This window comes from Spinactinospora alkalitolerans (genome assembly GCF_013408795.1).
GTDB classification, from domain to species: domain Bacteria; phylum Actinomycetota; class Actinomycetes; order Streptosporangiales; family Streptosporangiaceae; genus Spinactinospora; species Spinactinospora alkalitolerans.
In genome coordinates, this window is record NZ_JACCCC010000001.1 from 6,409,860 (window position 1) to 6,436,071 (window position 26,212).

Annotated in this window: 27 protein-coding genes, 1 tRNA gene, 1 pseudogene and 1 CRISPR repeat array; of the genes and pseudogenes, 20 read left to right on the forward strand and 9 right to left on the reverse strand. The window is 69.4% G+C overall.

The genetic code is table 11. The features are described 5' to 3' along the window. Positions 1-103 precede the first annotated feature (103 nt). The 4 genes from gyrB (at position 104) to HDA32_RS28775 (ending at position 5,672) form a co-directional block, all read left to right on the forward strand. Positions 104-2,041 (forward strand): DNA topoisomerase (ATP-hydrolyzing) subunit B, encoded by a 1,938-nt coding sequence (gene gyrB / locus HDA32_RS28760; protein ID WP_179646132.1) that lies wholly within the window; start codon positions 104-106, stop codon positions 2,039-2,041. Positions 2,042-2,096: 55 nt separating this feature from the next. After that, positions 2,097-4,679 (forward strand): DNA gyrase subunit A, encoded by a 2,583-nt coding sequence (gene gyrA, locus HDA32_RS28765; RefSeq protein WP_179646133.1) that lies wholly within the window; start codon positions 2,097-2,099, stop codon positions 4,677-4,679. 134 nt (positions 4,680-4,813) lie between these two features. Next, positions 4,814-5,416: a DUF3566 domain-containing protein gene (locus tag HDA32_RS28770; protein ID WP_179646134.1), complete on the forward strand. Its 603-nt coding sequence runs from the start codon at positions 4,814-4,816 to the stop codon at positions 5,414-5,416. A 182-nt stretch (positions 5,417-5,598) separates the two neighbouring features. Continuing rightward, positions 5,599-5,672: transfer RNA gene (locus HDA32_RS28775), tRNA-Ile, on the forward strand. A gap of 167 nt (positions 5,673-5,839) precedes the next feature. Here HDA32_RS28775 and HDA32_RS28780 read toward each other — a convergent pair. The 3 genes from HDA32_RS28780 to HDA32_RS28790 all read right to left on the reverse strand — a co-directional run bounded on the left by HDA32_RS28780 (position 5,840) and on the right by HDA32_RS28790 (position 7,082). Beyond that, positions 5,840-6,082 carry a helix-turn-helix domain-containing protein gene (locus HDA32_RS28780; RefSeq protein ID WP_312863368.1) on the reverse strand — a complete coding sequence of 81 codons (243 nt, stop codon included), beginning with the start codon at positions 6,080-6,082 and terminating at the stop codon, positions 5,840-5,842. A gap of 42 nt (positions 6,083-6,124) precedes the next feature. Continuing rightward, on the reverse strand, positions 6,125-6,757 hold the full coding sequence (locus HDA32_RS28785) for a hypothetical protein (protein WP_179646135.1): 633 nt from the start codon (positions 6,755-6,757) through the stop codon (positions 6,125-6,127). A gap of 94 nt (positions 6,758-6,851) precedes the next feature. Beyond that, entirely contained in the window at positions 6,852-7,082 is a 231-nt protein-coding gene (locus HDA32_RS28790; RefSeq protein WP_179646136.1) for a hypothetical protein, read from the reverse strand. A 305-nt stretch (positions 7,083-7,387) separates the two neighbouring features. Between HDA32_RS28790 and HDA32_RS28795 the strand changes: the two genes are divergently transcribed. Next, complete coding sequence (locus HDA32_RS28795; protein ID WP_179646137.1) at positions 7,388-7,855, forward strand: helix-turn-helix domain-containing protein; 468 nt, start codon at positions 7,388-7,390, stop codon at positions 7,853-7,855. Here HDA32_RS28795 and HDA32_RS28800 read toward each other — a convergent pair. From HDA32_RS28800 to HDA32_RS28810, 3 genes are all read right to left on the reverse strand, one after another. Continuing rightward, positions 7,846-8,172 carry a hypothetical protein gene (locus HDA32_RS28800; RefSeq protein ID WP_179646138.1) on the reverse strand — a complete coding sequence of 109 codons (327 nt, stop codon included), beginning with the start codon at positions 8,170-8,172 and terminating at the stop codon, positions 7,846-7,848. The genes HDA32_RS28795 and HDA32_RS28800 overlap by 10 nt on opposite strands. Positions 8,173-8,211: 39 nt before the next feature. Further along, entirely contained in the window at positions 8,212-8,826 is a 615-nt protein-coding gene (locus tag HDA32_RS28805; protein ID WP_179646139.1) for a site-specific integrase, read from the reverse strand. Positions 8,827-8,910: 84 nt separating this feature from the next. Beyond that, on the reverse strand, positions 8,911-9,321 hold the full coding sequence (locus tag HDA32_RS28810) for a hypothetical protein (RefSeq protein ID WP_312863369.1): 411 nt from the start codon (positions 9,319-9,321) through the stop codon (positions 8,911-8,913). 224 nt (positions 9,322-9,545) lie between these two features. Between HDA32_RS28810 and HDA32_RS28815 the strand changes: the two genes are divergently transcribed. Then, complete coding sequence (locus HDA32_RS28815; protein WP_179646141.1) at positions 9,546-9,689, forward strand: hypothetical protein; 144 nt, start codon at positions 9,546-9,548, stop codon at positions 9,687-9,689. Between the two features lie 398 nt (positions 9,690-10,087). Here HDA32_RS28815 and HDA32_RS31190 read toward each other — a convergent pair whose 3' ends face one another. Beyond that, positions 10,088-10,570 (reverse strand): hypothetical protein, encoded by a 483-nt coding sequence (locus tag HDA32_RS31190; protein ID WP_246334525.1) that lies wholly within the window; start codon positions 10,568-10,570, stop codon positions 10,088-10,090. Here HDA32_RS31190 and HDA32_RS32190 point away from each other — a divergent pair. Beyond that, positions 10,550-10,819 (forward strand): annotated as a pseudogene (locus HDA32_RS32190) (N-6 DNA methylase); the annotation flags it as partial. The gene HDA32_RS31190 and the pseudogene HDA32_RS32190 overlap by 21 nt on opposite strands. On the opposite strand, the gene HDA32_RS31195 reads toward HDA32_RS32190, so the two are convergent. Continuing rightward, the gene (locus tag HDA32_RS31195) at positions 10,700-11,029 is read right to left on the reverse strand and encodes a hypothetical protein (RefSeq protein WP_246334526.1); all 330 of its coding nucleotides are present in this window, start codon (positions 11,027-11,029) and stop codon (positions 10,700-10,702) included. The pseudogene HDA32_RS32190 and the gene HDA32_RS31195 sit on opposite strands and share 120 nt — an antisense overlap. On the opposite strand from HDA32_RS31195, the gene HDA32_RS31200 reads away from it, so the two are divergent. The 6 genes from HDA32_RS31200 to HDA32_RS28845 all read left to right on the forward strand — a co-directional run bounded on the left by HDA32_RS31200 (position 11,028) and on the right by HDA32_RS28845 (position 14,776). Continuing rightward, complete coding sequence (locus HDA32_RS31200; RefSeq protein ID WP_246334527.1) at positions 11,028-11,654, forward strand: hypothetical protein; 627 nt, start codon at positions 11,028-11,030, stop codon at positions 11,652-11,654. The two genes, HDA32_RS31195 and HDA32_RS31200, sit on opposite strands and share 2 nt — an antisense overlap. An 89-nt stretch (positions 11,655-11,743) precedes the next feature. Beyond that, positions 11,744-12,394: a hypothetical protein gene (locus tag HDA32_RS28825; protein WP_179646143.1), complete on the forward strand. Its 651-nt coding sequence runs from the start codon at positions 11,744-11,746 to the stop codon at positions 12,392-12,394. 49 nt (positions 12,395-12,443) lie between these two features. After that, positions 12,444-12,896, forward strand: a complete 453-nt coding sequence (locus HDA32_RS28830; RefSeq protein ID WP_179646144.1) for a hypothetical protein — start codon at positions 12,444-12,446, stop codon at positions 12,894-12,896. Next, positions 12,893-13,678, forward strand: coding sequence for a hypothetical protein (locus HDA32_RS28835; protein WP_179646145.1), 786 nt, complete (start codon positions 12,893-12,895; stop codon positions 13,676-13,678). The genes HDA32_RS28830 and HDA32_RS28835 overlap by 4 nt, the downstream gene beginning before the upstream one ends. Before the next feature lie 92 nt (positions 13,679-13,770). After that, on the forward strand, positions 13,771-14,058 hold the full coding sequence (locus tag HDA32_RS28840; RefSeq protein ID WP_179646146.1) for a hypothetical protein: 288 nt from the start codon (positions 13,771-13,773) through the stop codon (positions 14,056-14,058). Between the two features lie 331 nt (positions 14,059-14,389). Next, the gene (locus tag HDA32_RS28845) at positions 14,390-14,776 is read left to right on the forward strand and encodes a hypothetical protein (protein ID WP_179646147.1); all 387 of its coding nucleotides are present in this window, start codon (positions 14,390-14,392) and stop codon (positions 14,774-14,776) included. A gap of 357 nt (positions 14,777-15,133) precedes the next feature. Beyond that, positions 15,134-16,627: direct repeats of the CRISPR family, unit length 29 nt; unit sequence CTGCTCCCCGCACACGCGGGGATGGTCCC. Positions 16,628-16,877: 250 nt separating this feature from the next. On the opposite strand, the gene HDA32_RS28850 is transcribed toward HDA32_RS28845, so the two are convergent. Then, positions 16,878-17,675, reverse strand: a complete 798-nt coding sequence (locus HDA32_RS28850; RefSeq protein WP_179646148.1) for a hypothetical protein — start codon at positions 17,673-17,675, stop codon at positions 16,878-16,880. A gap of 433 nt (positions 17,676-18,108) precedes the next feature. On the opposite strand from HDA32_RS28850, the gene cas3 reads away from it, so the two are divergent. The 7 genes from cas3 to cas6e are packed head-to-tail and all read left to right on the forward strand — an operon-like array spanning position 18,109 to position 25,981. Continuing rightward, on the forward strand, positions 18,109-20,580 hold the full coding sequence (gene cas3 / locus HDA32_RS28855) for a CRISPR-associated helicase Cas3' (RefSeq protein ID WP_179646149.1): 2,472 nt from the start codon (positions 18,109-18,111) through the stop codon (positions 20,578-20,580). Beyond that, on the forward strand, positions 20,577-20,942 hold the full coding sequence (locus tag HDA32_RS28860) for a hypothetical protein (protein ID WP_179646150.1): 366 nt from the start codon (positions 20,577-20,579) through the stop codon (positions 20,940-20,942). The genes cas3 and HDA32_RS28860 overlap by 4 nt, the downstream gene beginning before the upstream one ends. Beyond that, entirely contained in the window at positions 20,935-22,701 is a 1,767-nt protein-coding gene (gene casA / locus HDA32_RS28865) for a type I-E CRISPR-associated protein Cse1/CasA (RefSeq protein ID WP_281370419.1), read from the forward strand. The genes HDA32_RS28860 and casA overlap by 8 nt, the downstream gene beginning before the upstream one ends. 4 nt (positions 22,702-22,705) lie before the next feature. Continuing rightward, positions 22,706-23,347 (forward strand): type I-E CRISPR-associated protein Cse2/CasB, encoded by a 642-nt coding sequence (gene casB / locus HDA32_RS28870; RefSeq protein WP_179646152.1) that lies wholly within the window; start codon positions 22,706-22,708, stop codon positions 23,345-23,347. Further along, positions 23,344-24,510, forward strand: coding sequence for a type I-E CRISPR-associated protein Cas7/Cse4/CasC (gene cas7e, locus HDA32_RS28875; protein WP_179646153.1), 1,167 nt, complete (start codon positions 23,344-23,346; stop codon positions 24,508-24,510). The genes casB and cas7e overlap by 4 nt, the downstream gene beginning before the upstream one ends. Beyond that, positions 24,507-25,265: a type I-E CRISPR-associated protein Cas5/CasD gene (cas5e, locus tag HDA32_RS28880; protein WP_179646154.1), complete on the forward strand. Its 759-nt coding sequence runs from the start codon at positions 24,507-24,509 to the stop codon at positions 25,263-25,265. The genes cas7e and cas5e overlap by 4 nt, the downstream gene beginning before the upstream one ends. Then, positions 25,256-25,981, forward strand: coding sequence for a type I-E CRISPR-associated protein Cas6/Cse3/CasE (gene cas6e / locus HDA32_RS28885; protein ID WP_179646155.1), 726 nt, complete (start codon positions 25,256-25,258; stop codon positions 25,979-25,981). Before cas5e ends, cas6e begins: the two co-directional genes overlap by 10 nt. Positions 25,982-26,212 lie beyond the last annotated feature (231 nt).

Here is a 26,212-nt window from a genome sequence, read left to right on the forward strand (position 1 = left end):
CCGGCGGGGGCGGCTGCGCAGCAGCGATTTCACCCGGGGCCACCGCGTCGCTCACCCGCTGTCCTGAGGTCGGCAGGCGTCCCCAGCAGGAGGGTGTTCACACTTGGCCTACGACGCTCGATCAATCACGGTTCTTGAGGGGCTCGAGGCGGTACGTAAACGCCCCGGCATGTACATCGGGTCCACCGGTGAGCGGGGTCTGCACCACTTGGTCTACGAAGTGGTGGACAACGCCGTTGACGAGGCACTCGCGGGCTACGCCAGCGCCATCGAGGTCACCCTGCTCGCCGACGGCGGCGTCCGCGTCGCCGACAACGGCCGCGGCATCCCGGTCGACCTCCACCCCGTGGAGAGGCGACCCGCCGTCGAGGTCGTCCTGACGACCCTGCACGCGGGCGGCAAGTTCGACGGCAAGTCCTACGCGGTCTCCGGCGGTCTGCACGGCGTCGGCGTCTCCGTCGTCAACGCGCTGGCCAGCCGGCTGGAGGTGGAGGTCCGGCGCGACGGCCACATCTGGCGGCAGCGCTACGAGACGACCCGCCCGGTGACCGGCCTGGAGAAGGGCGAGGCCACCGAGGAGACCGGCACCCAGCTCACGTTCTGGGCCGACGGCTCGATCTTCGAGACCACCGCCTACAGCTTCGAGACGCTGTCGCGGCGGCTGCAGGAGATGGCGTTCCTGAACAAGGGGCTGTCCATCACCATCCGCGACGAGCGCCCGGAGTTCGTCGACGACTCCCCCGTCGTGCACACCTACCACTACGAGGGCGGCCTCTCCGACTTCGTCCGCCACATCAACGCCAGCAAGGAGGCCTCGCACGCCTCCGTGATCGACTTCGAGGAGGAGGGCGAGGGGATCTCCGCGGAGATCGCCATGCAGTGGAACCAGTCCTACACCTCCTCGGTGCACACCTTCGCCAACACGATCAACACGGCCGAGGGCGGCACCCACGAGGAGGGCTTCCGCTCGGCGCTCACCTCCATCGTCAACCGCTACGCCCGCGACCAGAAGCTGCTGCGGGAGAAGGACGACAACCTCACCGGCGACGACGTCCGCGAGGGTCTCACCGCCATCATCTCGGTGAAGCTGGCCGACCCCCAGTTCGAGGGGCAGACCAAGACCAAGCTGGGCAACACCGAGGCCAAGTCGTTCGTGCAGCGGGTCTGCCACGAGCACCTGCGCGACTGGTTCGACCGCAACCCCGGCGAGGCCAAGGACATCGTCACCAAGGCCAGCCAGGCCGCGCGGGCCCGCATCGCCGCCCGCCAGGCCAGGGACCTCACCCGGCGCAAGACGCTGCTGGAGTCGACCTCCCTGCCCGGCAAGCTGTCGGACTGCCAGTCGACCGAGCCGGAGAAGTGCGAGGTCTACATCGTCGAGGGCGACTCGGCCGGCGGTTCGGCCAAGGGCGGCCGCGACCCCCACTACCAGGCGATCCTGCCCATCCGCGGCAAGATCCTCAACGTCGAGAAGTCGCGCATCGACCGCATCCTGAAGAACAACGAGGTCCAGGCGATCATCACCGCCCTGGGCACCGGGGTGCACGACGACTTCGACCTCGAGAAGCTGCGGTACCACAAGATCATCCTGATGGCCGACGCCGACGTCGACGGCCAGCACATCCGGACGCTGCTGCTCACCCTGCTCTTCCGGTTCATGAAGCCGCTGATCGAGGCGGGCCACGTCTACCTCGCGCAGCCCCCGCTGTACAAGATCAAGTGGGACCAGCGGGGCAACGACGCCGACTACGTCTTCTCCGACCGCGAGCGCGACGAGGTCATCGCCGCCGGGATCGCGGCCGGCAAGAGGGACCCCCGCCCGCGCGACCTCGTGCAGCGGTTCAAGGGCCTCGGCGAGATGAACGCCAACGAGCTGTGGGACACCACCATGGACCCCGAGCGCAGGATGCTGCTCCAGGTGACGCTGGACGACGCCGCGCAGGCCGACGAGATGTTCAGCGTGCTGATGGGCGAGGACGTCGAATCGCGACGCAGCTTCATCCAGCGCAATGCCCGCGACGTTCGCTTCCTGGACATCTAGCCGGCCGGCTCCCTCCACGGCAGCGAACGACTCAGCAGAAAAGGATCGACATCCAGTGACGGATGCGAACACCCCCGGAGCTCCCGAGGAAACCGAAAGCCTCCATCGGGTCGAACCCGTCGACATCCAGGTCGAGATGCAGCGCAGCTACCTCGACTACGCGATGTCGGTGATCGTCGGCCGGGCCCTGCCCGATGTCCGCGACGGCCTGAAGCCGGTGCACCGCCGGATCCTCTACGCGATGTACGACGGCGGCTACCGGCCCGACCGCGGCTACTTCAAATGCGCGCGCGTCGTCGGCGACGTCATGGGCAACTACCACCCCCACGGCGACTCCGCGATCTACGACGCCCTGGTCCGGCTCGCGCAGCGGTGGTCCATGCGGATGCCGCTGATCGACGGCAACGGCAACTTCGGCTCGCCGGGCAACGACCCCGCCGCGGCCATGCGCTACACCGAGTGCAAGCTCGAGAACCTCGCCATGGAGATGGTGCGGGACATCGACAAGGAGACCGTCGACTTCTCGCCCAACTACGACGGCAAGACCGCCGAGCCCGACGTGCTGCCGTCCAGGTTCCCCAACCTGCTGGTCAACGGCTCCAACGGCATCGCGGTCGGCATGGCCACCAACATCCCGCCGCACAACCTGCGGGAGGTGGCCGACGGCGTCAACTGGTACCTAGACCACCCCGAGGTATCCGACGAGGACCTGCTCGACGCGCTGATCGGGCGCATCAAGGGCCCGGACTTCCCGACCAACGGCCTCGTCGTCGGCAAACGCGGCATCGAGGACGCCTACCGCACCGGCCGCGGCTCCATCACCATGCGCGCCGTCGTCGAGGTCGAGGAGGACCGCCGGGGCCGGCAGTGCCTCGTCGTCACCGAGCTGCCCTACCAGGTCAACCCGGACAACCTCGCGCTGAAGATCGCCGAGCTCGTCAAGGACGGCAAGGTCACCGGCATCGCCGACGTCAAGGACGAGACCAGCGGCCGCACCGGCCAGCGCCTGGTCATCGTGCTCAAGCGCGACGCCGTGGCCAAGATCGTGCTGAACAACCTGTACAAGCACACGCAGCTGCAGGAGACCTTCGGCGCCAACATGCTCGCCCTGGTCGACGGGGTGCCGCGCACGCTGCGCCTCGACCAGTTCGTGCGCACCTGGGTGGCCCACCAGATCGAGGTCATCGTCCGGCGCACCCGCTACATGCTGCGCAAGGCCGAGGAGCGCGCCCACATCCTGCGCGCGCTGCTCAAGGCGATCGACCGCATCGACGAGGTCATCGCGCTGATCCGGGCCAGCGCCTCCGCCGACGAGGCCAAGACCGGCCTGATGGGCCTGCTGGAGATCGACGACATCCAGGCCCGCGCGATCCTCGACATGCAGCTCCGCAAGCTCGCCGCGCTGGAGGCGCGGGCGCTCACCGACGAGTACGACGAGCTCATGGCGCAGATCGCCGACTACAACGACATCCTCGCCTCGCCTGAGCGCCAGCGCAGCATCGTCCGCGACGAGCTCACCGAGATCGTGCAGAAGTTCGGCAACGAGCGCCGCACGCAGATCATCCCGTCCGAGGGTGACATGCGCATGGAGGACTTCATCGCCGAGGAGGACATCGTCGTCACGATCTCCCGCGGCGGCTACGCCAAGCGCACCCGGATCGACAACTACCGGGCGCAGAAGCGCGGCGGCAAGGGCGTGCGGGGCGCCCAGCTCAAGCAGGACGACATCGTCCAGCACTTCTTCGTGACGACCACCCACAACTGGATCCTGTTCTTCACGAACAAGGGCCGGGTGTACCGCACGAAGGCCTACGAGCTCCCTGAGGCCGCCCGCGACGCGCGCGGCCAGCACGTCGCGAACCTGCTGCCGTTCCAGCCGGACGAGGAGATCGCGCAGGTCATGGCGCTGCGCGACTACGAAGCCGCGCCGTATCTGGTCCTGGCCACCCGCGAGGGCCTGGTGAAGAAGTCCCGCCTGGAGGAGTTCGACTCCGCGCGCGCCGCCGGCATCATCGCCATCAACCTGCGCGAGGACGACGAGCTCATCGCGGTGCGGCTGGTCTTCCCGACCGACGACCTGCTGCTCATCAGCAGCAACGCCCAGGCGATCCGGTTCCCGGCCTCCGACGAGTCGCTGCGGCCGATGGGCCGCGCCACCAGCGGCGTCATCGGCATGCGGTTCCTGGAGGGCGACTACCTGCTGAGCATGGACGTCATCCGGGACGGCGAGGGCGCCACCGACGTGTTCGTGGCCACCGAGGGCGGCTACGCCAAGCGCACGCCGGCCGACCAGTACCCGCAGCAGAAGCGCGGCGGCAAGGGCGTGCTCACCGCCAAGGTCGTCGAGGCGCGCGGCAGGCTCGTCGGGGCGCTGATGGTGCAGCCCGAGGAGGACGAGGTCTTCGCGATCACCTCGGCCGGCGGGGTCATCCGGACTCACTGCTCGGAGATCAAGCAGTCGGGCCGGTCCACGATGGGCGTCCGCCTGATGAACCTCAGCAAGGGCAACCACGTCGTGGCCCTCGCGCGCAACGCCGAGGCCGAGGAGGAGGTCGAGGAGGCCGTGGAGGCGGCCGAGGCGGCCGAGGGCGGAACCCCCGAGGGCGGCGGGTCCGTGGAGGCGACCGGCGCCGAGTAGCGCCGGGCAATCGGTCGTGAAGACCAATAGGGTTGTCTGCAAGCAGAACCTGATATCCATCCCGCGGAGTTCGGCTCGTCTCCCCCTCTCCCGGGTCCCAACCGTCACATGGAAAGTCCAGCGGTAACGTGGCTATGTCTGACAACGCGCAACGGGAGTCCGCTGCCCAGGAGTCGGCCGAGGTGGACACCGACAAGAGCAGCAAGGAAGAAGAACACGAGGCTTCCGTTCCCTCGGCTCCGGCGGCCGTCGAGGACCGGGAGGAAGCCGAGTCGTCGACGGCCGTGAGTGCCGAACAGGGTGGCGTGATCATGGCAGCACCGGAGGAGCGGTCCGGTTCCGTTCCGAAGACCGCGAAGTCCGCTCGCAAGGCGCACCTGACCCTGAGCAGGGTCGAGCCCTGGTCGGTGATGAAGTTCAGCTTCGTCATCTCGCTGGTCTGCTTCATCATCCTGTTCGTCGCGGTCGCCGTGACCTACACGATCCTGTCGACCCTGGGCGTCTTCGACGCGGTGACCGACCTCATCGCCTCCCTCACCGACGGCGGTGAGGGCGACGATCTCTCCCTCGACCCGGAGAACTGGTTCTCCCCCGCCCGGGTCCTCGGCTACACGGGCCTCATCGGGGCGCTGAACATCATCCTGATCACCGCCCTGTCCACCGTCGGCGCGATGCTCTACAACCTCGCCGCCGACCTCGTGGGCGGCATCGACGTCACCCTGAGCGAGTCCGAGTAGGACCCGCTCGCCCGACGCCCGCCTCGGGCCCCGCACCCCACCGGCGCGGGGCCCGAGCACCCTTCCGAACACGCTAAAATCAGAGGTGGAGAGGAACGCGGACCCCGCACCCCTCCACCACCGCCCAGGGCAACGGGTTTCACCCCGGTCCCCCACATGCGGTAGAGTTCCTGCGGAACGCAGGGCGTATAGCTCAGTCGGTTAGAGCGCATCCCTGATAAGGATGAGGCCCCAGGTTCAAGTCCTGGTACGCCCACACATTTTCCCAGCTCAGAGCCTGGTTCTCGATCACGAGAGCCGGGCTCTTGATCGTTTGCCCGTCATTCGTCCGTGCGGACGGGACGGTCGTGTCCGTCAGGGCACGGACGGGACCGTCCGTGGACGGCACCGGGCGGACCGGTGGCACTGGATTTCGAGCGTGGATCATTGTCCGGATTCCGTTACTGTCGGTGATTCTCTGTTCGGGATGGGAACGTTCAGCAGCCGCAGGATCTCCGCCGTCGGGACGCGGTAGGTGTCGCCGTAGCGGATGACCGCGCAGGGGAACTCTCCGCGCCTGGCGAGCTCGTAGGCCATGGTGCGTCCCATGTTCAGGGCCTGCGCGGCCGTCATCAAGTCCACGGCCGCGGGCAGGGCGTAGAGCTCGACGATGGTCAGCGGCCTCACCGACTGCCCCTCTGCCGAGGCAGCGGGCCGCTGTCGGGACGGTCACGCCGCCCGGGGTGGTCGTGCGGCGGTGACGGGGCGTGGTCGTCGTGGTCGGGCGGGTCGGACTGCATGACGTTGGCTCCCCTGCCGGCTCGTCGAGCCGCGATCGGTGTGCTGTCTTCGCGGGTGAGGAAGCGGGCCGATGAGCCGACTCGTGACGGGCCGACGCGAGCGGTCCGCGGCGGCGCCGACGGGCACCGTTGTACCGCCCTTCAGCGGTCCCGTGTCCCTCCCCTGCACCGATACTTCTGCGGCGGACGGCGCCGGGCCGCCCTCGGTCGGGGACTCCTCCTGCTCGTCGCTGTGCCGGGTGCCCCTGAGAAGGGCGAGCAGGTGGTGGGCGGCGCCTTCGGGATCGGTGGCGGGGTGGATCTCGACGGTGACGTGGCGGTCGGTGCCGTGCCGCCAGGTGATGCGGCCGTTGACGCACCAGACGGTGAGATCGGAGGGGACGGAGAGCACGGAGACCCCGCGCTCGTGTCCGAGGAGCATGCGATCCAGGCCGGCGCCGGTGAGCAGCCGCTGGAGCCGGTGCATGGCCTGGGCCGCGGTCGCGGGCACGGGCCGCCCCCGGTCCGCGATGGTCCGCTGCGGTTCGGAACCGGTCCGTGGACGGTGCACAGACGTGATCATGGAGAGCTTCCTTCTCGCTCGTGGGTTGCCGGGATGACGGAGACACGGACGGCTCCGGTCCGGCCGGTCCGATCGGTGGCGGGGTGTTCCGGCCTCAGGAGGCGGGGTGTGAGCGCAGGTGGGCCAGTGCGCGGTCGTTCAACCGCCGCTCCTGGGCCAACGCGGCCAGGACGGCGCTGACCACCTCGGTGGCGTGGCCGACGCCGATGTCCCCGCCGATGGGGATGAGGCCGGTCGCGATCACCGCGCGGCGTGCGGTGGCGCGGGCTTGTTCGCGGCCCGAGCCGGTGCGGGTGCGCAGGTGCGGTTCCAGGGCGTCGACCATGGCGGGCGCGATCCGCTCCCAGTTCTCGCCACAGATCGCCCGGTAGCCGTCGGTGGCGCTTTCGACGACCGAGGGCTTGGGCCTGGAGCCGTGGGTCGCTTGCTCATCCGCGGGTCTCCTGACGAAGAGTCCACCGGGACCGTCTTGGGCCTGAGGCGGCCACCTCTGCCACTGTTCTTACTATAGATATTCTATTCATCTATAAACACAATCAGCGGTGCGTGTCGTCCCTGTGCCGACGTACTGTTCCGGCCTCCGGCTGGGGCAGGGTGGACAGCGAGTCGGGCGGGATGAGGAGTGCTGCGATGGCGAGGCGGGGTGTGCCGGGTTTCCGGCCTCGGGTGCTGCGGGCCGCACGGGAGGGGGCCGGGTTGTCGGTGTCGGAACTGGCGCGGCGCACCGGACTGAACCACGCGATGGTGCTGCGTTATGAGGACGGGAGCGCGGCGCCGACGCCGGAGAACCTCGTCCTGGTGGCCGGCGCGCTCGATGCGGACCCGCGCGACTTCCTGGAGGAGGGCGGGCTGGCCACGCTGCGGGCCGCGCGGGGGCTGTCGCAGCAGGGCGTCGTCGCCGCGCTTCGCACCCCTGACCTGACGGTCGGGGCCTATCAGGCCCTGGAGTCGGGCCGGGTGCGGCGGCTGCGCCACAGCGACGCCGTGGAGCTGGCCAAGGTATTCCAGGTGAGCGTGGAGACGGTGGTCAAGGCCCATGAGTGGGACCTGGCCCAGAGCGATGCGCGGCGGGCCGGGAGGTCTGCGGGTCAGGGGTGAGCGCGCTCGTTGCGGCGCAGGGAGAACGCGGACAGCCCGGTGGTGTCGATGCCGGCCCGGTCGGCGTAGGCGTGCACCAGGTCGTTGACGGCGCCTTGGTCGAGTTCCTCGGTGGGGGCCGTCACGCGGGCGCGCAGGTGCTCGTCGGCGGCCACGCGCACGGGTGACAAGTCGACGAAGCCGTTTGCCGACGGGTGCGCACCGGGCTCGTCGGCGACGTCGAGGAGTTCGCGCCACTGGACGAACGGCGCACACCGGGCAGTCCGGCGGTTGCGCGGAGGCGGGCACCAGGAGCGGTTGGGGCGCGGAGTCGACATGCGGTGTCGACGTGTCGACCTGTCGAGCGGCCTCGACGGTCAGGGCCAGGAGCGGGTCGGGGCCCAGGCCTGTGGCGCGGGCGAGGGTGAGCCGGTCGCGCCGCCGTGCGGCGGCCTCGGGCCGGACGTCGGGGGGGGCAGTGCGGCCAGGAGCCGCCGGAACTCGGCGTCGGTGAGCGGCCGGGAGGCCGGCCTCCTGGTGGAGCCGCGGGCGCGCAGGAGGCGCAGCACGGCGGCGGCCGGCGGCCGGGTGGTGGGGGTGGGCAGGTCGTGGGCGGTGTGCACCGCGGCGATGGCGCCGCTCCACCGGGCGACGGCCGCGGAACTGTTGGCCGGACGCCCTGCGCCGGGGTCGGTCAGGTGGGCCGAGGCCAGGTAGAGCGCGACGTCACCGGGATCGGCGGGCAGCGCGGTCCTGCCGTTGCGCTCACACCAGACGCGCCGGCGCCGCCAGTCGGCCGCGTAGGCGCGCCGCGTGTTCGCGGACCGGCCGGCCAGGTGGGACCCCAGCAGGGCGAGTTCGTCCTCGACCTCAGGTGACGCGGCACGGGACGCCTCCCGCGGGACGGGGGCGAGGCGGTCCAGGACCGGACGGAGCCCGGGCGGCAGGGTCGCACGGACCTGCTCGTCGTGCGTGAGGGCCGGGACGGCCACGGCCTACTCCTCCATCAGTATCGGCGTCGTGTCGTTCTCCGGTGCGCTGGGCCGATTCTCGCGCACCGCGAGCGGGCGAGTCGGCTACAGCCGGTCGTGGTGCGGCGGCGCGTGCTCCCCCGCCAGCTCGTACACCGCCCGCTCGAGCTCGTGGTCGAGCAGCGGCCGGTTGGGCTTCAGCGCCTTCAGCACGTCGCGGAACGCGGCCGCGGTGTCGGTTCCGGTCAGGGCGGCGTAGCGGACGGCGACCGCCGGAGTCCGGCTGCGCCCGACCGCGCAGTGCAGCAGCACCCGCCTGCCTTCGGCACGCAGCCCGGCCACGGCGCGCGCCGCCAGGTCGATCAGGCCGCGCGAGTCCAGGCCCGACCGGCCGTGCACCGCGCGCCGCCACTCCCACGGGACCGCGGAAGCGCCCCATCGCGCCCCCAGCAGCACCCCGGCGGCCCGATCGAGTTCGAGACCCGCGTCGCCGCGGTCCCCACCGTTGATCGCCATGTGACTCCCCAAAGCCGAATGACCACTTGTCGTCATGGCGCTTAATCCGACTGCAGATAACTTAGTTATCAACGGTTGAATCTCGGCGTGTCACAACACGGAGCGCTCCCTCCTTCCTCCGGTCGAGGGCATTCCGGCGACAACGGAGGGCACCGATCCCGATCGAGCAGATCCTCAGTCCGTTCAGCGGCCTGAGCGTCTCCCACTTCACCGACCACCACAGCGTGCAGGCGACGTTCCACTCCGGCGGGCTCTTCGAGGACGAGGGCCGGCCGGCGAGCGTGGGCAACCCGCGCGCCTGCTGCTTCCGCTATCCCGAGCGCACGCCGATCCTGACCGTCAGCCAGGGGCGCTGTACGCGCAGCTGACCACGGTCGCACCGGACCGGGTCGTCGACGAGGACCTGCGCGCCGCACGCCTCCTCGCCGAGGCGGCGACGCAGTACCTCGAGGAGCTCCGCCGCATGCGCCGCAACCGACCGACGTCGGCCGAACCGGCCCGCGCCATCGAGCGCCACCCGCACGAGCCGGAACGGTAGCCACTCCCCTTCGGGGTGCGCAGAAGACCGCGCACCCCGAAGGCGTCGTTGTCCCATGTGGCACCGGCCGGTCCGGTGACGCGCCTGTCGACTCGTGCACCCCTGATGGGTCTGCCCATGCGTGGTCTGTTCGGAACGAGGCCACAAGACGACTGATCGCCATGGCCGCATCTCGACGACACGCCACACGCCGTCGCCTTGACATGCTCGTGAATATTAATTACTTAATTATCTATAGTCACGGACAAGGGGGGTGTGGTGCAGAGAATGTCGAGGCCGTGCGAGGCGCAGCGGCACGCCCGCAGAGTTGCCGAGCGCGTCGACCGGGCGTGGCGGACGCAGTTCGGCGGTTCGGGGGCGACCGTGCCGTTGAGCGTGGTCGCCGCGCTGTGCCTGGTGCGGCGCGCCGATTCCGACGGTCCCGCGCCGGATGTGCTCCTGGCCGATGCCGAACCGGGGGAGATCGTCGCGGCGGTCCGCGGCATCTGGTCGGAGTTCGTCCGCCTGCGCCCCGACCTGATGGTTCGCGTGCTCCCGTTCGTGGAACCGTTCCACGAGCCGCGGGACGGGAAGCGGCTCGCCGACGAGGTAGCCGTGATCACCCGCGCCGTGGTCGAAGCCGACCTGTTCGGCCTGACTGCGGATTCCGAGGCCGTGCACACGGTCGACGTGCTCGGCGAACTGCTGACGGTGCTGCGCGACGGCAACCACATCCGCCGGGACGCGGGACAGTTCTTCACCCCGCCCGATGTCGCCCGCGTTCTCGCGCTGCTCCGGCTCGACGCGGAAGTGCGGCCCGGCGACCGGATCGGCGACATCTGCTCGGGAACCGACTCACTGCTAACGGCGGCGGCGCGGATCCTGCGCGAACGCGGTATCGCCCCGACCTCGATGCACTGGAGCGCGGTGGACAGGGAACCGCTCGTCGCCGCATGCCTGGCCGTCAACATCCACCTCTGGGATCTGGGAACCGACGTGCTCATCGGCTGCGCCGACGTCCTCGACGAGGGCTGGCAGCAGCGCGCGGCCCTTGAGCGGCGGCAGGGCGTCGACATCGCCCGCTGGGCCCTGCTCCTGCGCGCCGCCCGGCACATGCCCCGAATGCCCGAGGCGAACACGGGCCGCCCCGTTCGGGGGGCCGGCGCTCACCAGGAGGTAGGAGTCCGTCATGCCGATCACCGACCGGGCGTTCCGCCGCATCAGGAACGCGGCGTCCCGCCATCCCGACGACTTGGACCTGGAGGCGGTCGAGGCCCTGCCCGACTTCGTCCTGTGGCACGGCCGCCACTGGAGCTGCGCCGACTGCGGCGCGCAGGGCCGCAACCACCGGACTCCCGCCGACGCGGCCAGGGCTGTCGTGAACCACGTCGCCCGGGAACACGGCCCCGCTCGCGACCACCGCACGGGCAACGCGCTCCTGCTGGGCCACCGCGTCCACGTCGTCTGCGACGTGCCCGACGGCGCCCGGATCAGCGACACCGGTCTCTTCCTGGACATCAGGCAACCGGGGAAGATCCACCCCGACGCGCCGGAGTGGATGCACGGGGATTACTACGAGTTCGACCTCGACCGCGAGGGATACCGGGTGCTGCCCCGCACCCACGTCAGGTCCGTCACCGAGGTCGACGTCCCGGTCGAAGCCAACGCCACGTACCTCGACCAGGCCCGCGAACAGGAACTGAGCGCGCTGATCACGCGCGTTCTGGAGCGGTCGACCGGAGATGGGAAGGACCCGGCTCCGCTGATCGCCCGCGCGATCCTCGACCACCGTCGCCGACGCACCGGGCACGGATGACCGCGCCCCCACCGCCGAACCGACCATGACCGCAACGCCCACAGACGGGCCTATCTCGGCATGTCTTCATCCGATCATCGGAGGAATCGATGTCTCCTCGTTGGGCCGAGCTCACCCGGGGCGCGATCGCGCTCCCGCTCGCACCCGCACCGCAGAACCTGCCCGGCTTCCCGACGCTGATGGCGCACGCCCGCGAGTACCACCGCACACCGCCACGACCGCAGACCTGGCGCGACCCGGTGAGAGGGGATGTGCTGCACTGCCCGTGCGAACCGGGGGCAGGCGCACCGGTTCCGGGACGCTACTGCTCCAGCGCCCAGCGCCTGCTGATGGCCGGGCGGCGCTGTGGCCACTGCGGTGAGGTGATCGAGACCGGGCCGCTGGTGTTCATCGGCATCATCGGAAGGCCCGCGACCATTGCACCGCCGCTGCACACCGCCTGCGCCCGGGCAGCCGTACGGGTGTTCCCGCGCCTGCTCTCCGTCCCCAACGCCGTGGTCACCGAGGCGGCCGACTACGCGCTCTACGAGCGGCGCCTGACCGCCCTGGACGACGGCCGCGCCCGCTACACCTACCCGCGCATCGACCTGGACGGCAACGCCGAGCGCGGCGTCCTCGACCTGCTCGTCGTGGTCCCCGACACCCGGAACAGCATCCCGGTCGCCCACTGGCACAGCGACGCGGTCACCGCCGCCGATGCGCACGGCCGGTCCGCCGGCACGGAGGTGGCGAAGCGATGAGCGTCCCCGCACCGCCGATCCAGGAACCCGGTTCAACCCGCCGCCCGGCATGGCGCGGCTGCTCAACGCAGGTCTGGCCCACACCTGGGACCACACGCTCACCCACGGCACCGATGACACCGGTGTTCCGTGCACGACGGTGGAGCTGCGCCGCGACGTCTTCGTCGTCCGGACCACCTGGAACAGTCTGCCCGACGCGGGTCACCGGCTCGCCGGGGCGACCGTGCGTCTGCCGCACCGCGGCTGGTGCGTCACCACCCTGGCCGGCGCCCTCGGCCTGATCACCCAGCCGCCCATCGTCTGGAGACTCCGCCTCCCCGAGGCCGAATGCGTTCTGCGCGCCTTTCCGCACGGCAGGCACTACGCCCTGCACCGCATGCCGCTCGGCGTGCCCGGTGACTCCGGCACCACCACCTGGCACAGCGACCGCGCGCACGCCCACACCGAACTCGTCCGCATCGGCCGCGACCTCGTCGCCGACGGCTGGGAGGCGACCCCGTGACCACCGGAACCGAACCCGCCCGCGACCACGCCCGCCGGATCGCCGCAGCCGTCACCGACCGCTGGGTCCACTGCTACGGGCCGTCCCGGCTGGAGGTGCCGATGAGCGTCGTCGCATCGATCAGCCTGCTGCACGCCGAGCAGCCCACCGCCTACGCGGCGCCGCCACTGCTGTACCTGCTGTCGGAGGTGGGGCCGGGCGACTTCAGGCGCGAACGGTGGACGCAGTGGAACCGCGCCACCACTATCTGGCCGACCCTGCACCACCACTGGGTGCCCTTCTTCGAATGGATGGAACCGGGCTCCGACCGCAACCTGCTGACCGGGGCCCAGGCCGTGGCCGCCGGATGCATCGACGCCGGACTGAGCGGCTTCCTCGGCGATCCGTTCCGCCGCCGCAACGTCGATCTGCTCGGCGTCGTGCTGCACCGGCTGCGTCGGGAGATGTTCACCGGCATGCCCGACCCGATCCGGGCCGGACTGCATCGCGATGACGAACACAACGTCGCCAGGATCCAGCCCGGCTGCACCCTCACCATCCAGGGAGCGGGGACCGGGACCCGGCTCATGCACATCGCCGCCCGGCTGCGCCGCCGCGACATCGACCCGGCAGGCATCCGCTGGCAGGCGCGCGAAATCGACGATCTCGCCGCCGCGTGCCTGGCGGTGAACGCCGTGCTGTGGGGACTCGGCCGCGACGTCCTGATCGGCACCGCCGAAGAGCCCGACTGGCTTGAGGCGGCACGCGAGGAACGCGCCGCAGCACTGTGCCGTAACCACTGACCCGCCGGGCGGCGGTCCGACACCGGGCCGCCCTCCACGCTCATGCCACTCCCGCGTGAGCGGGGTTTCCCAGCCGTGCCCGAAAGAGCGCCATGTCCGCTCACAACCACACCGACCCGGAGGACACCGTGCCCGATGCCATGCCCGACCTCTTCTACGTCTACGACCACCGGCCGGCCGACTCCGGCCCGCACTCCACGGTCCGGGACCTGGTCGCCATGCCCTGCGAAGCGGGCGGAATCCGCACATCCGGCGAGACCGTGCCGCACATCGGCGACGGCGACTGCCGGGACGACATCAACGCCAACCAGCTCGGCGCGATCCGCTGGAGCGAACACCTGGGGATCGCCACGATGCTCTACGTCCATCCCCGCAGATGACGCCGCGGCATAGCGACCGCGCTCTGGAAGAAGGCCTGCGGAATCCATTTCCGGCGAGCCTGAGCACAGCTAGCCATCGGTCCGAAACGCGCCGTCCTGGGCGAGATGTGGATGCGCCATCTGGGACTCGCCGCGCCGCTGTCCCAACTCCTCCTGCCGATGACCCCCACCGAGCACGTCGCAGGGTGGAGCGACGGTTTCTGGCCCCAGACAACGCCTTCGCGGTGGCGACCGAAATCGCCTCGCGCTACCGCGTCTCGCTGCGGGAGGTCGCCGCCTGCTGCGAACCCACCGTCGAGGCCGCGCTGGAGTTCAGGGAAGGACGTCGGCGATGACCCGCGGACATCGGTCCAGCGGCAGAGCGGAACGCGGATCCGGCGACTCGGCGTTACTGGCGGCCATGCTGCCCACCGCCGTCCTGACCGCGCTTCCCGAGGTCGCCGGGCTCACCACGAGGGAGCGCCGCGCCCTGGCCGAACGCAGCGCCGACGCACTCACCGCGCACGGTGACGACCTCGTGTACGGAGGACGCGACTGCGCACCGACGTTCGCCGCCCTGGCACGCGGCCTGGCCGCAGCGGCGCTGCAGCCCGGCGGCGTCACCTATGCCGGCCACCACTTCTGCGTCCGCCCACACCGGGACTGCCCTCACCCAAAGGCCGGCCTGTTCCACGCCCGCCTGTGCGGGGTCGACGTCATCGGCGTCTTCGACACGTGACGGCTCGGTACATCCGGTTGCCAGGAGTGATGTCTTCTGAGCAACGGAAGAGGGGTGTTGCCGCTGACGAGTAGGTGACCGGCGACAGTCACACGCCGCGATACCGGTCCGATTCGAGCGGGTCCAGACTGCGTCGCTGTGCGACCGTTCGACCGTGGCATTCCTGCTACGTATTCAGTCGGTGGCTCGCCATCGACCGTAGTTGTCGGCGATGATCGTCGTGTACCTGCGGCCGCGCCACCCACCTGAGAGTAGATCCGCTGCATGAAAGGTTCTAACCTGATGGGTGTTTTGCCCGATTCTTGAGAAGTGAATAAAACCAGCGTCCAAGGCGAGAAAACATGCAGGTCATTCAGCCTGCTCCCCGCACACGCGGGGATGGTCCGCACACTCTCTACCAGCACCTGATCGGCCGCCGCTGCTCCCCGCACACGCGGGGATGGTCCCATCCAGCCCTACATCCGCGACGAGGAGCGATACTGCTCCCCGCACACGCGGGGATGGTCCCGGGACGTAGGCCGGCAGGGTTTCGAGGGTCATCTGCTCCCCGCACACGCGGGGATGGTCCCACGTCCGATCCGGGATCCTGCCCGAGAGGCCACTGCTCCCCGCACACGCGGGGATGGTCCCTTGAGGACCCTCCCAGTCGGGGAGCCGCCCTTCTGCTCCCCGCACACGCGGGGATGGTCCCGGCGGAGACCCCGGTAAAGGCGTCCACATCATCTGCTCCCCGCACACGCGGGGATGGTCCCTCCGCCCGCTCCGCCTGCTCGGCGTGCCTGGCCTGCTCCCCGCACACGCGGGGATGGTCCCGAAGGCCACGGAGACGACTCGGCTCGAGTCGTCTGCTCCCCGCACACGCGGGGATGGTCCCCAGCCTCACCCGGCGCCTCCGCATCGGCCGCGCTGCTCCCCGCACACGCGGGGATGGTCCGGACCACCGTGGTCCACCGCCGCCCCAGAGAGGTCTGCTCCCCGCACACGCGGGGATGGTCCCGGCCACTGGTTCATGCGCGGCTGGTGCGCAGACTGCTCCCCGCACACGCGGGGATGGTCCCGTCATTCTAGGCGCACAGGAGTACGGACGCCGCTGCTCCCCGCACACGCGGGGATGGTCCCACAACCGAATTAGGTCACGAAAAGGTAAAGATCTGCTCCCCGCACACGCGGGGATGGTCCCGGCGTGACGAACGCGTGGTCGCGGGCCCAGACCTGCTCCCCGCACACGCGGGGATGGTCCCTCATCCGACGTGGACCGGCTGGTCGACCTCGGCTGCTCCCCGCACACGCGGGGATGGTCCCGACCTTGGCGAACCCGTCCTTCACCCGGGTCGCTGCTCCCCGCACACGCGGGGATGGTCCCGCCTACTCCCAGGCGCTCTATGACGGCGTGGACTGCTCCCCGCACACGCGGGGATGGTCCCAGATGGCGCCCTATCGGGTGTCCGTCTCGTAGCTGCTCCCCGCACACGCGGGGATGGTCCCGCGATTCCATGTCGCGCCACTGCACCTGCGCGCTGCTCCCCGCACACGCGGGGATGGTCCCGGCGGCCTGCTTTTCGACCTCGGCGCCCACCACTGCTCCCCGCACACGCGGGGATGGTCCCTGCGCGGCGGTGAAGATGGCGTTGGCGACCGCCTGCTCCCCGCACACGCGGGGATGGTCCCGGCACGGTGGACCTCCGCACCGGCGATCTCCGCTGCTCCCCGCACACGCGGGGATGGTCCCCACGGCACCAGCATGCGCGACGCGATCGCCCGCTGCTCCCCGCACACGCGGGGATGGTCCCAACAGGCAGCAGGGAATGTCGTCCAACAACGACTGCTCCCCGCACACGCGGGGATGGGGCGCCCGATCTGCTGACGTGTTCCACGTCCAGGTGGGTGCATGGCAGTGAGCGCTGCTCCACCGACGTGGGAAGATTCGCTCGCTGCCCCGGCAAGCAGATTGCGGGTCACTTTGGCCGCAAGGAGTGTCGGGGCGACTGACTAAGTAGTGGGGGAAGGCAAGGCCGCTTCAAGGACCGTGTCACCTGAATGGCCGACTATGGGTTTGCAAGGAAGCCCGACCAGCGGACGGCTCGCCCTGAACCGCGGCCGCTCAGGCTCCCCAGACGGGATCCAGTGCGGCGCCGAAGCTCTGGTGGAGTCTGCTCTCGGCCGTCTCCGTGATGACGTCCTTCACCAGTGGCGACAGGCAGAGCCGGGCGACCCGCGGGTGCCGGCCGGGATCTGGGCAGATGAGGACCGCAAGGATACGCATGATGCGAACGAGGCTCTCCAGGTCCCAAGTGACCGCGAGCGGCTTCACGTAAGTCCATATGGCGGCCAATGTGAATCCCGCGACGTAGCGCTGCACATCTCCCCAGCCCGGCTGCTCCTCGCTGCCGAGGAGTGCTTCCTGCGCCTGTCCTGGTATTTTTTCGAGGTTTCCGTGCGCGGTGTCGGCAGCTCCGGATAGATCGGCCAGAAGTGAGCACCAGAAGTGTCCGGGGATGATGCTTCGGAGCTTCAGTAGATCTCTGTTATCTGTTGTTCCTTTCTCCGCGTAGGCGTCGAGGTCTTTGAGAGTGTCTTCAGAGATTAGGCGGCCGATCGTCGCTACGCGTTTGATCTTGTCATCATCTCCTGCGAGCCAGTCGACGATATCCGCCACTGCCCGGTCGGCCGCCGCACGTTTCATGGGTATATTCGGCTTCTTCAGGAGCGCAGCGCGGCCGCCCTCAGGGCCGAGGGCGGAGAACCAGCTCTGGTCCGCCGCCGACCGTAGTGCGTCCCGGTCCTCCGAGGGCCGCTGGGCGAGGAGAAGGTGGCCGGGCCAGCCGTGCAGACTACCGCCGCATCCGGAACACCTGCATTTGGGGGACTTCGCATTCTCGCACGGACTGTTGTGCGCCATGGGGCCTCCGTTGCCGGCGGGCGAGGAGCGGAGTGAGGTGAAGCGATCGATGACCGAGCCGGTTTCTATTCATTTCACGTCGGGGCGGAGAGGGGAATCCGAATCGAGCCACTCTGGTGTTGCGGAGAAGTGAGGAACGTGTCTCATCAAGGAGACCATTCGAGCAGGTGCGTTTCCGAATTCGGACGGAATTCTGAACCGCCGTGGTGCCGAGCCTGTAGATCCGGGTGCGGGGCGGCGATGTCCGCTTTCGGTCATCGCGATTTCGGTGATCTTGTCTCCGGGGGGCGGTAACCTGCGGGATCCTGACGTGAAAGAGCCGAAAGTACCGGTCGACCGCGCCTGATAGTCGTGTCCGTTTCGGTCATTTATGTCCGAATAGAGATGAATTGCCGTCCTCGGCTTTGCGATCGGGACGTGAAGGGACGGGGCGATGAGTGGGAACGGTGAAGGCATCCCGACCAACTGGGCGCGGGCGGCCTGGGGGAAGCTGGGCAACGGCAACACCCCGCATCCGCTGATCTGCCACGCGATCGACACCGCTGTGGTCGCCGAAGCGCTCTACGACGTGGTCCTCGGACCGTACGTGCGGGAAGAGATCGAGCGCGGGCTCGCCCCTCTCGGCTCTGAGAAGGACCGACGCGCCTGGACGGCCGTGCTGTCCGGGCTGCACGACATCGGGAAACTGACCCCGGCCTTTCAGGCGGTCCGTATCGACCAGGCGGAGAAGCTGCTGGGAGAGATTGCGGTCGGCGCTCTGCGAGCCGTCCGGCCCGACCCGTTGCTCGGTCGCAGGGAAACCCACCACGGACTCCTGAGCGCGGTCCATATGGACGGCTGGCTCAAGGGCAGGAAGGCCTCATGGTCGGCGCGCTCCGCCCTTGTGGACCTGCTCGGCGGGCACCACGGATGGATCGTCGATCCCGACGAGGTCAAGAAGGCCACGCGGGCGAAGCGCCAACTCGGAGGCGTGAGGTGGGCACGTGCGCGCGATGATCTGATCACCGAGATCGCCCGGCTGTGGGAACTCGACCCGCACAGCGAGGGCTGGTCCGATGTCTCCCTCTCCACGGCGGCCGCTGTCGGCCTGGCCGGATTGACCATCCTCAGTGACTGGACCGCGTCGAGCAGGCCGCGCCGTGAATACACCCCCGAGCCGGGAGACCTGGCCGAGTACCGCAAGCGGGAGATCGGTCGGGTGGGGGAAACGCTGAACCGCGTCAACTGGACGCCGTGGCGCCCTCCGCGGAACACCTCGCACGCCGTGCTCTTCCCTCGTGACGACCGGCCGCGGCCGCTCCAGGAGAGGATTCGGGAGCTGCTCGCCGGCGTTGACCGCCCGGGCATCCTGGTGGTCGAGGCGCCGACCGGCGAAGGCAAGACCAAGGCCGGGATTCAGGCCTGCGCCGCCCTGGTCGGTCGGCTCGGACTGGGCGGCATGTACGTGGCCACCCCCACCAGGGCCACGGCCGGGCCCGTGCACGCCGAGGTGAACCGGGTGCTGAAGGCCACCGGGTCACCCCTGCGCGCGAATCTGCTCTACTCCGGGGCCGCCGCCGACCTGGAGCGGCAGGCGCAGGAGCGGAGGCAAGCCGGGAGCGGAGACCTGGACGAGCTGTCCCTCCTCATGCCGAAGGACGTCGGGCGGGAATGCTCCGACGCACTCAAGGAGGCGAGGTCGACCTTCACCCGGAAGAGGGCGCTCACCTTTCCGATCGGTGTGGGAACGGTCGACCAGGCGCTGATGGCCGCAACGCGGACCGGCCACGTCGCCATGCGGCTCACCTCGCTGAGCAACAAGGTGCTGATGATCGACGAGGTGCACGCCTACGACGCGTACATGTCGAGGCTGCTGGACCGCCTGCTCTGGTGGTGCGGGCGCCTCGGTGTGCCGGTCGTGCTGATGTCGGCCACGCTCCCGGCCGCGCGGCGCGAAGAGCTCACCGCGGCGTGGAAAGCGGGCGCGGCGACCACACCGCCCGCGCCGGCCGTGGACGGCGCGGAGTCCAGCGCATGGCGTCTGACCTGGGTTGACGCAAGTGGACGCAGATCGGTTCCGGTCCCGGTATCCGCTGACAACCCGGCGCGCCGGGTGTCGGTGCAGCGCATCCCCGACAATTACGACGTCATCGCCGACGAGGTCGTCAGGCGCCTCCGTGACGGCGGATGCGCCGCGGTCATCCACAACACGACCAGGCGGGCGACCGCAAGCCACGACCGGATAGCGCGGTGCCTGGAGGGCATGGAGCCCCGGCCGGAACTGCTGTACCTGGACGGGAAGACCGACCCGGACAAGCGTCGCGCGCTGGAGCGGCGCCTGGAGCGTCTGTGCGGCCCGGATTCGTCCGGTACGCGCCGTGCGATCGTCGTCGGGACCCAGGTGCTCGAACACGGCATTGACGCCGATTTCGATCTGGTGGTGACCGACCCATGCCCGGTGGACCTACTGGTTCAGCGGGCAGGCCGACTGCACCGGCATGCCCGAGTCGAGCGCCCGATGGCGGTCGCAGACCCGCTGCTCCTGGTCGTGAGATCGGAGAAGGGGTTCACCTTCCCGCCGTACACGACAGCTGTATACGCGGAGAGCCACCTGCTGGCGACCGAGTACGAGCTGTCCCTGCGGGATGCGATCTTGCTTCCGAAGGACATCCCCGAACTCGTCCACGCGGTCTATGCGGACGGGGACCGCATCCCGCAGGGGAGACTGCGCACCCGCTGGGAGGCGGCGCGGCGGAAGCGGAGCACGCGCGAGGAGATGGACCGCTTCGAGAGCGGCACTCAGTGCATCCCGATGCTCTGGGACACCGACGGCTTGATTCGCCTCACCAAGCGGTCTGTCAGGCCGCGGGTCCGGAAGAACAGCGGAAGGCGGGACATGGAGGAGCACGGCGGAGGCGCGCGGTGAACGATGACGACGACTGGGTTCCCACGCCCTATGACGACGGCATCATGGTCGTTCCGCTCTGGGAAGCATCGGACGGCCACCCCGCCACCCACCGCGGAACCCCCGTTGATCTCAGCGCAGACGAGCTTCCCGCGGAGACCGTGGCCGAACTCGCCGATTCCGCGGTCAACCTCACCCACCCGATCGATCTCGACCCGGCCGAACTGGCCACCCTTCGGGAAGTGCTGTCCGTCCCGGACGTCTTCGACCACTCCGGCTGGCTGGCCGACCACCACGCCCTCGTCCTGCACGGCGGCCGCCGGGACTTCGGAGGGTTCAGCATCGTCCACCACCCGCAGCGAGGGCTGGAGATTCATGAGTGACACAGGAAGCCGGCGAGGGAGGGATGATCTGAGATCGCCAGATGAGGATGGCGGGAACCACCGGGGACCACAGCAACACGAAACTTACGATCTGCTCAGATCGCTCTGGTTGCCCGCCGTTGCGCTGGACGGGCGGCTGTGTCAGGTCGGGTTGGTCGATGCGGTGCTGCGGGCGCACGAGCTGAGGTGGATCGACGCCGAGGCGCCGGTGGTCACCGCCGCGCTGCACCGGCTGCTCCTGGCCTTCGCGCACCGCGTCTACGGGCCCGGCGACGAGTCCGAGTGGGCGGAGCTGTGGGAGGCGCCCAGCCTCCCCGCCGGGCCGCTGGAGGCCTATCTGGATGATTTCGGGGACCGGTTCGACCTGTTCGGGGAGCGCCCCTTCTTCCAGACTCCGGGGATCCCCGACACCAAAATCGGTTCGGCGGCGCAACTCACCATGTACAGGGCCACGGGCAACAACGTCACCCTCTTCGACCACACGGTCGCGGAGGACCGGGTGGAGCTGCACCCCGCCGACGCCGCCCGCTGGCTCGTCACCGTGCAGGCCTACGACACGGGCGGCATGAAGACGCCGTTCGACACGGACAAGTCCTCTGAGCGCGGCCTGTGCAACCACTTCGCGACCCTCCTCGTGGAGGGGGCGACGCTGAAGGAGACGCTGCTCCTCAACATGCCGGTGTACGCGCCCGGGCGGGAGCGCCCGCACAACACCTTCCCCGGGGACCTTCCGATATGGGAGCGGGATGAGCCTACGGGACCGAAGCCGGTCAAGGAAGGGCCGCCGCCGGCCGGGTGGACCGAACTGCTCACCTGGCCCTCCCGCCGTATACGCCTTCGCCCGGTCCGCCGCGGCACCGAGATCCGCGTCGACGGGGCCGCGATCCTTCCCGGGACACGGCTGCGCGTGCCACTCTACGACGTCGAGAACATGGCCGCCTTCGAGCGGGATAAGCGCTCCAAGAAGGGCGCGAAGGGCAGGACCGGTGTCACCCTGGGGGAGCCGCGCCCGGTTGTGCTGGAGGACCTACGCGGTATCTGGCGGCACAGCAGGGAACTGCTGCTTCCAGCCCCCGAGCTGGGTGAGCGGATACGGCCGCGGACCCTCGACCACATCGCCGACATGGCGCGGCGGGAGCACATTCCCCCGGAGGCCGTCTACACCCTGCGGGTATTCGGCCAGCGGCTCGATCCGCAGGCCGGGGCGGTCCGTGCCTGGCTCCAGGAGTCGCTGCCGACACCAATCGCGCTGCTCCGCGCCGACCGGCGGCTGCCACAACTGGAGCAGCTGCTCGGGCACGCCGTCGAGTTGGCGGACGGTGTCGGCAAGGAACTGGACCGCCTGGAGCGGGGGTATGCGGCGACGCTCGGGGAGCGGCTGTCCCGACGCGACGCGGAAAAGCGGCGACTTCTGACGCAGTGGTATTGGCCCGAGCTGGTGGCGCCGTTCGGAATGCTGCTGCAGGACCTGGGGGCGGTGCTCCACGAGACACCACCTGAGGAACCTCTGACCGACACTGAGGCCAGAGTGGCCGGCACCGTGATCGGGCTGTTCGGCGGCTGGAGCGATCGAGTTCGCCGCATCGCCGACCAGACCCGTCACCGCTGGGTCGACCGGTCGCCGCGCAAACCCGGACGGGATCTGATCGCCCTGGCGGATCACGACCGTGCGCTCAAGAGCGCCACCTCGCGCCTGTACCACGAATACGGCCTGGCCGTCCGCGACTACTGGCCCGTCGGGCCGGAGGAGGATGAGTGAACCGGTGACGGAGACCGCCAAGGATCCGCGATCGCAGAGCCATTGGCAGCGGCGGTCCGGCTATGTGGCCGAGCTCTACAAGTTCGGCAGGGCGTTGGAATCGAAGGACCGGCACCAGGTGGCCACGGCGCGCCGGACGCTCGCCAGGCTGCGCCGCAGCCTCGTCGACGATCGATTCCTTCTCGACGCCATGGCCATTGCCGATGAATTCGACCCGCCCAAAGGCGGGAAGCGGGACGAGACGGAGCCATGGCTCTTCACGGCCGGGCTGTACGCACTGCACCCGCTCTCGCCTCGGGACGGAGACCGAAGGCTCCCGCTCGGAACCGCCCTGCGCACCTACAGCGCACGAGCGTCCGTCCAGGCGCGCCTGCGGCAGCTGCTCGCCGCCGACTGGCCGACGTTGCGCAACCGCCTCCGCCAGGCGGTGCAAATGCTCGGCGGATCCGGGATCGCGCTCGACTACCGCACACTCCTCGACGACCTGGTCGTGCTCCACCGCGAGCCGATCGGCGGAGTCCGAGTGCACACCGTGCACCTGCGCTGGGCGAGCGACTTCCAACGTGGCGCCCGTAAGGACCGGTCCGACGACGGCGATGCCGGACCCGACCACGACACCGACGATGAAGCCGGAGACCTCTCGTGATCATCGAATTGCACCTGTTGCAGTCGTTCCCCGCCAGCAACCTCAACCGCGACGACGTGGGCCAGCCGAAGAGCGTCACCTTCGGCGGGGTCACCCGCGGACGGATCTCCAGCCAGTGCCTCAAGCGTTCGGCCCGCGGCTTGTTCCCCCGATTCGGCCTCGGTGCCGATGAGAGAGGGGTGCGCACCAAGCGGCTGCTCCTCGCGACGGCCCGCATCCTCGACGGCACGAAAGGGGAGCCCACCGACGAGACCAAGGACATCGTCCGCGAGGCGCTCCGAGTGCTCGGCTTCAAGGTTACGGAGGAGGACCTCACCCAGTACCTCTTCTTCCTTGGTCGTGATGCCGCCGAACACCTCGCTGATTTCTGTCGGCAGCACCGGGACAGGTTGGAGAAGGCCGCCGCCGCGCGGCGTGGCGAAGGCGCGAAGAAGAAGGACGGCAAGACCAAGAAAGTCGGCCCCGACGCCGCCGCGGTCGAGGCGGCCCGACACATCCTCAGCGCCGGCCGCGCCGCCGACATCGCCCTGTTCGGTCGGATGATCGCCAACAACAGGGATTTCAACGTCGACGCCGCCTCCCAGGTCGCACACGCCGTCTCGACCCACGCCGTGACCACCGAGTTCGACTACTACACCGCCGTCGACGACCTCAAGTCAGCGGAGACCGACGAGGACGCCGGCGCGGACATGATCGGCACCGTCGACTTCAACGCTGCCTGCTACTACCGCTACGCCAACGTCAACCTCGCCCAACTGGAGGAAAACCTCGCCATCCGCGACGACGAGGACGACCTGGTCGAGCGCGCGACCAGCGCGTGGATCAAGGCGTTCGTGCAGGCCACTCCCAGCGGAAAACAGAACTCCATGGCCGCTCACACCCGTCCCGAAGCCCTGCTGGCCGTGGTCCGTGAGCACAGTGCCTGGAACCTCGCCAACGCCTTCCTCAAGCCGGTCGAGGGAACCGACATCATGGGGGACTCCACCGAGCGGATGCTCAAGCACTTCACCGATCTGAACGCCTTCTACGGTGACGGCGAGATCAAGGCGGTGATCGGAGCCTCGCCGACGGGCGCCCTTCCCCACCTGGAAGCGACGTCGACGGTCACCTCTCTCGGGGAGTTCACCGATCGCATCGTGGCGGCGGCCCGGGAGAAGCGGTGACCACGGCGACGCTCGCACTGCGCATCGACGCGCCCATGCAGTCGTGGGGAGTGCGGTCGCGATTCACGAACCGCTTCACCGCCACCGAACCCACGAAATCGGGCGTGGTCGGATTGCTCGCCGCGGCGTGCGGCGTGGAGCGTACCGACGACGCCCGGATCCGGGAGCTGGCGGACCTGCGGATGGGGGTGCGCGTCGAACGCGAAGGGCTGCTCGAACGCGACTACCACGTCACCCAGGACGTCCCCAACACCAAGGGCAAGGAGCACCGCACCATCGAGAGTAACCGCTACTACCTGGCGGACGCGCTGTTCCTGGTGGTGGTCGAAGGCGCAGTGGAGACGGCGGAACGGCTGGACGATGCGGTGCGCAATCCCCATTGGCCGCTGTTCTTCGGCAGAAAGGCCTTCGTCCCCGCCGCGCCCCTCATCGAACGGGACAAGTGGCGCCGACGTCGGTGGGGGACCGGCGTCCACCCGGGGACTCTGGAGGAGAGGCTGGAGGAGCATCCGTGGCTGGAGAACCGGGATGAGCAGCGCAACGAGGTCGGCCTCGTCAACGGTGACGTCTGGCTGAGAACGGTGGCCGACGTCCGCCTCTCCGAGCAGTCCGACCGCACCTTCCCGGCGGAGCTCCGCCACGACCATCCCGAGTCCTTCGCGCACGGCGATCGCCGGTTCCGTTCCCGACCGGTGTGCGCCGGCCATGTCAAACTCAAAGACGCGATGATCACTGGAGTCGATCCGTGTTCCTGAGCAGGATTCCCGTGAACGTCATGTCGCGGACCTTCCGGCGCGACCACGCCGATGTCCACGAGATGCACCGCACCCTGATGTCCGCGTTCGCCGAGGTGACCGATGGGAAGGCCGCGGCGAGACGGCACAACGGTCTGCTGTGGCGGCTGGAGGGCGACGGGCGTGTCCGGGTTCTCCTGGTACAGAGCCGTGAACGGCCCGACTGGACACGGCTGCCCGAGGGGTATGCGGCGTCCCGGGTGCAGGTGAAGTGCCTTCAACCCGTGCTGGCGGCGATCCGGCCCGGCCGCCGACTGGCATTCCGTCTGGTCGCCAACCCGACCCGGAGCACGCCTCCCGTCGGCGACGAGCCCGGAAACCGGAAAAGGGGTAAGCGGGAACCGATCCACGAACCGGAGCAGCAGATTGAATGGTTGATCCGGCAGGGCGAGCGGCACGGCTTCGCCGTCCCGGCGGCCCCCGACGGCGCCCCCGAGGTCGTGGCATCCTCCACGCCCTCGCGCATTGGCCGCAGGCTCGACGACCGTCCCGATGCACGCCCTGACGCCCGCCTGAAGATCAGTGTGCTGCCGGTGGCCTACGACGGGCGCCTCATCGTCACAGACCCTGACGCTTTCACCGCCGCGCTGAAGGAGGGCCTCGGGCGTGCCAAGGCGTACGGGTGCGGTCTGCTCAGCCTGGCCCCCGACCGTCACCCGGCCCGGCAATCAGGCTGACCTCAGAGCGGGCACGGGCGCCGTCGGCGGACATCACGCGGACGCCCGTGCACGCGGGGATGGCCCCGGCTACGCGGGGTGAACCGAGGGCCCGGCGGCCTGCTCCCCGCACACGTGGGGATGGCTTCCTTCGTGGAGCTTGCCTGCTCCAGTTCGCGCAATTCCGGCATCGCAGTGCGCGGTCAATCGCTCTTTGTGCCGGCAGGGACCGAAACCATGGACATCCTGTCC

Bases quoted from the DNA above. Each gene is read 5' to 3' on its own strand.
- HDA32_RS28790 (WP_179646136.1), bottom strand. From the start codon at position 7,082: ATGGTCGACGCCCTGGAACCGCACCTGCGCACCCGCACCGGCTCGGGC.
- HDA32_RS31195 (WP_246334526.1), bottom strand. From the start codon at position 11,029: ATGACGGACTCCTACCTCCTGGTGAGCGCCGGCCCCCCGAACGGGGCG.
- HDA32_RS28850 (WP_179646148.1), bottom strand. From the start codon at position 17,675: ATGGCGCACAACAGTCCGTGCGAGAATGCGAAGTCCCCCAAATGCAGG.
- HDA32_RS28840 (WP_179646146.1), top strand. From the start codon at position 13,771: ATGTCCGCTCACAACCACACCGACCCGGAGGACACCGTGCCCGATGCC.
- HDA32_RS28845 (WP_179646147.1), top strand. From the start codon at position 14,390: ATGACCCGCGGACATCGGTCCAGCGGCAGAGCGGAACGCGGATCCGGC.
- HDA32_RS28800 (WP_179646138.1), bottom strand. From the start codon at position 8,172: ATGTCGACTCCGCGCCCCAACCGCTCCTGGTGCCCGCCTCCGCGCAAC.
- HDA32_RS28785 (WP_179646135.1), bottom strand. From the start codon at position 6,757: ATGATCACGTCTGTGCACCGTCCACGGACCGGTTCCGAACCGCAGCGG.
- HDA32_RS28825 (WP_179646143.1), top strand. From the start codon at position 11,744: ATGTCTCCTCGTTGGGCCGAGCTCACCCGGGGCGCGATCGCGCTCCCG.
- HDA32_RS28795 (WP_179646137.1), top strand. From the start codon at position 7,388: ATGGCGAGGCGGGGTGTGCCGGGTTTCCGGCCTCGGGTGCTGCGGGCC.
- HDA32_RS28770 (WP_179646134.1), top strand. From the start codon at position 4,814: ATGTCTGACAACGCGCAACGGGAGTCCGCTGCCCAGGAGTCGGCCGAG.
- cas3 (WP_179646149.1), top strand. From the start codon at position 18,109: ATGAGTGGGAACGGTGAAGGCATCCCGACCAACTGGGCGCGGGCGGCC.
- casA (WP_281370419.1), top strand. From the start codon at position 20,935: ATGAGTGACACAGGAAGCCGGCGAGGGAGGGATGATCTGAGATCGCCA.
- HDA32_RS31200 (WP_246334527.1), top strand. From the start codon at position 11,028: ATGCCGATCACCGACCGGGCGTTCCGCCGCATCAGGAACGCGGCGTCC.
- HDA32_RS28810 (WP_312863369.1), bottom strand. From the start codon at position 9,321: ATGGCGATCAACGGTGGGGACCGCGGCGACGCGGGTCTCGAACTCGAT.
- HDA32_RS28830 (WP_179646144.1), top strand. From the start codon at position 12,444: ATGGCGCGGCTGCTCAACGCAGGTCTGGCCCACACCTGGGACCACACG.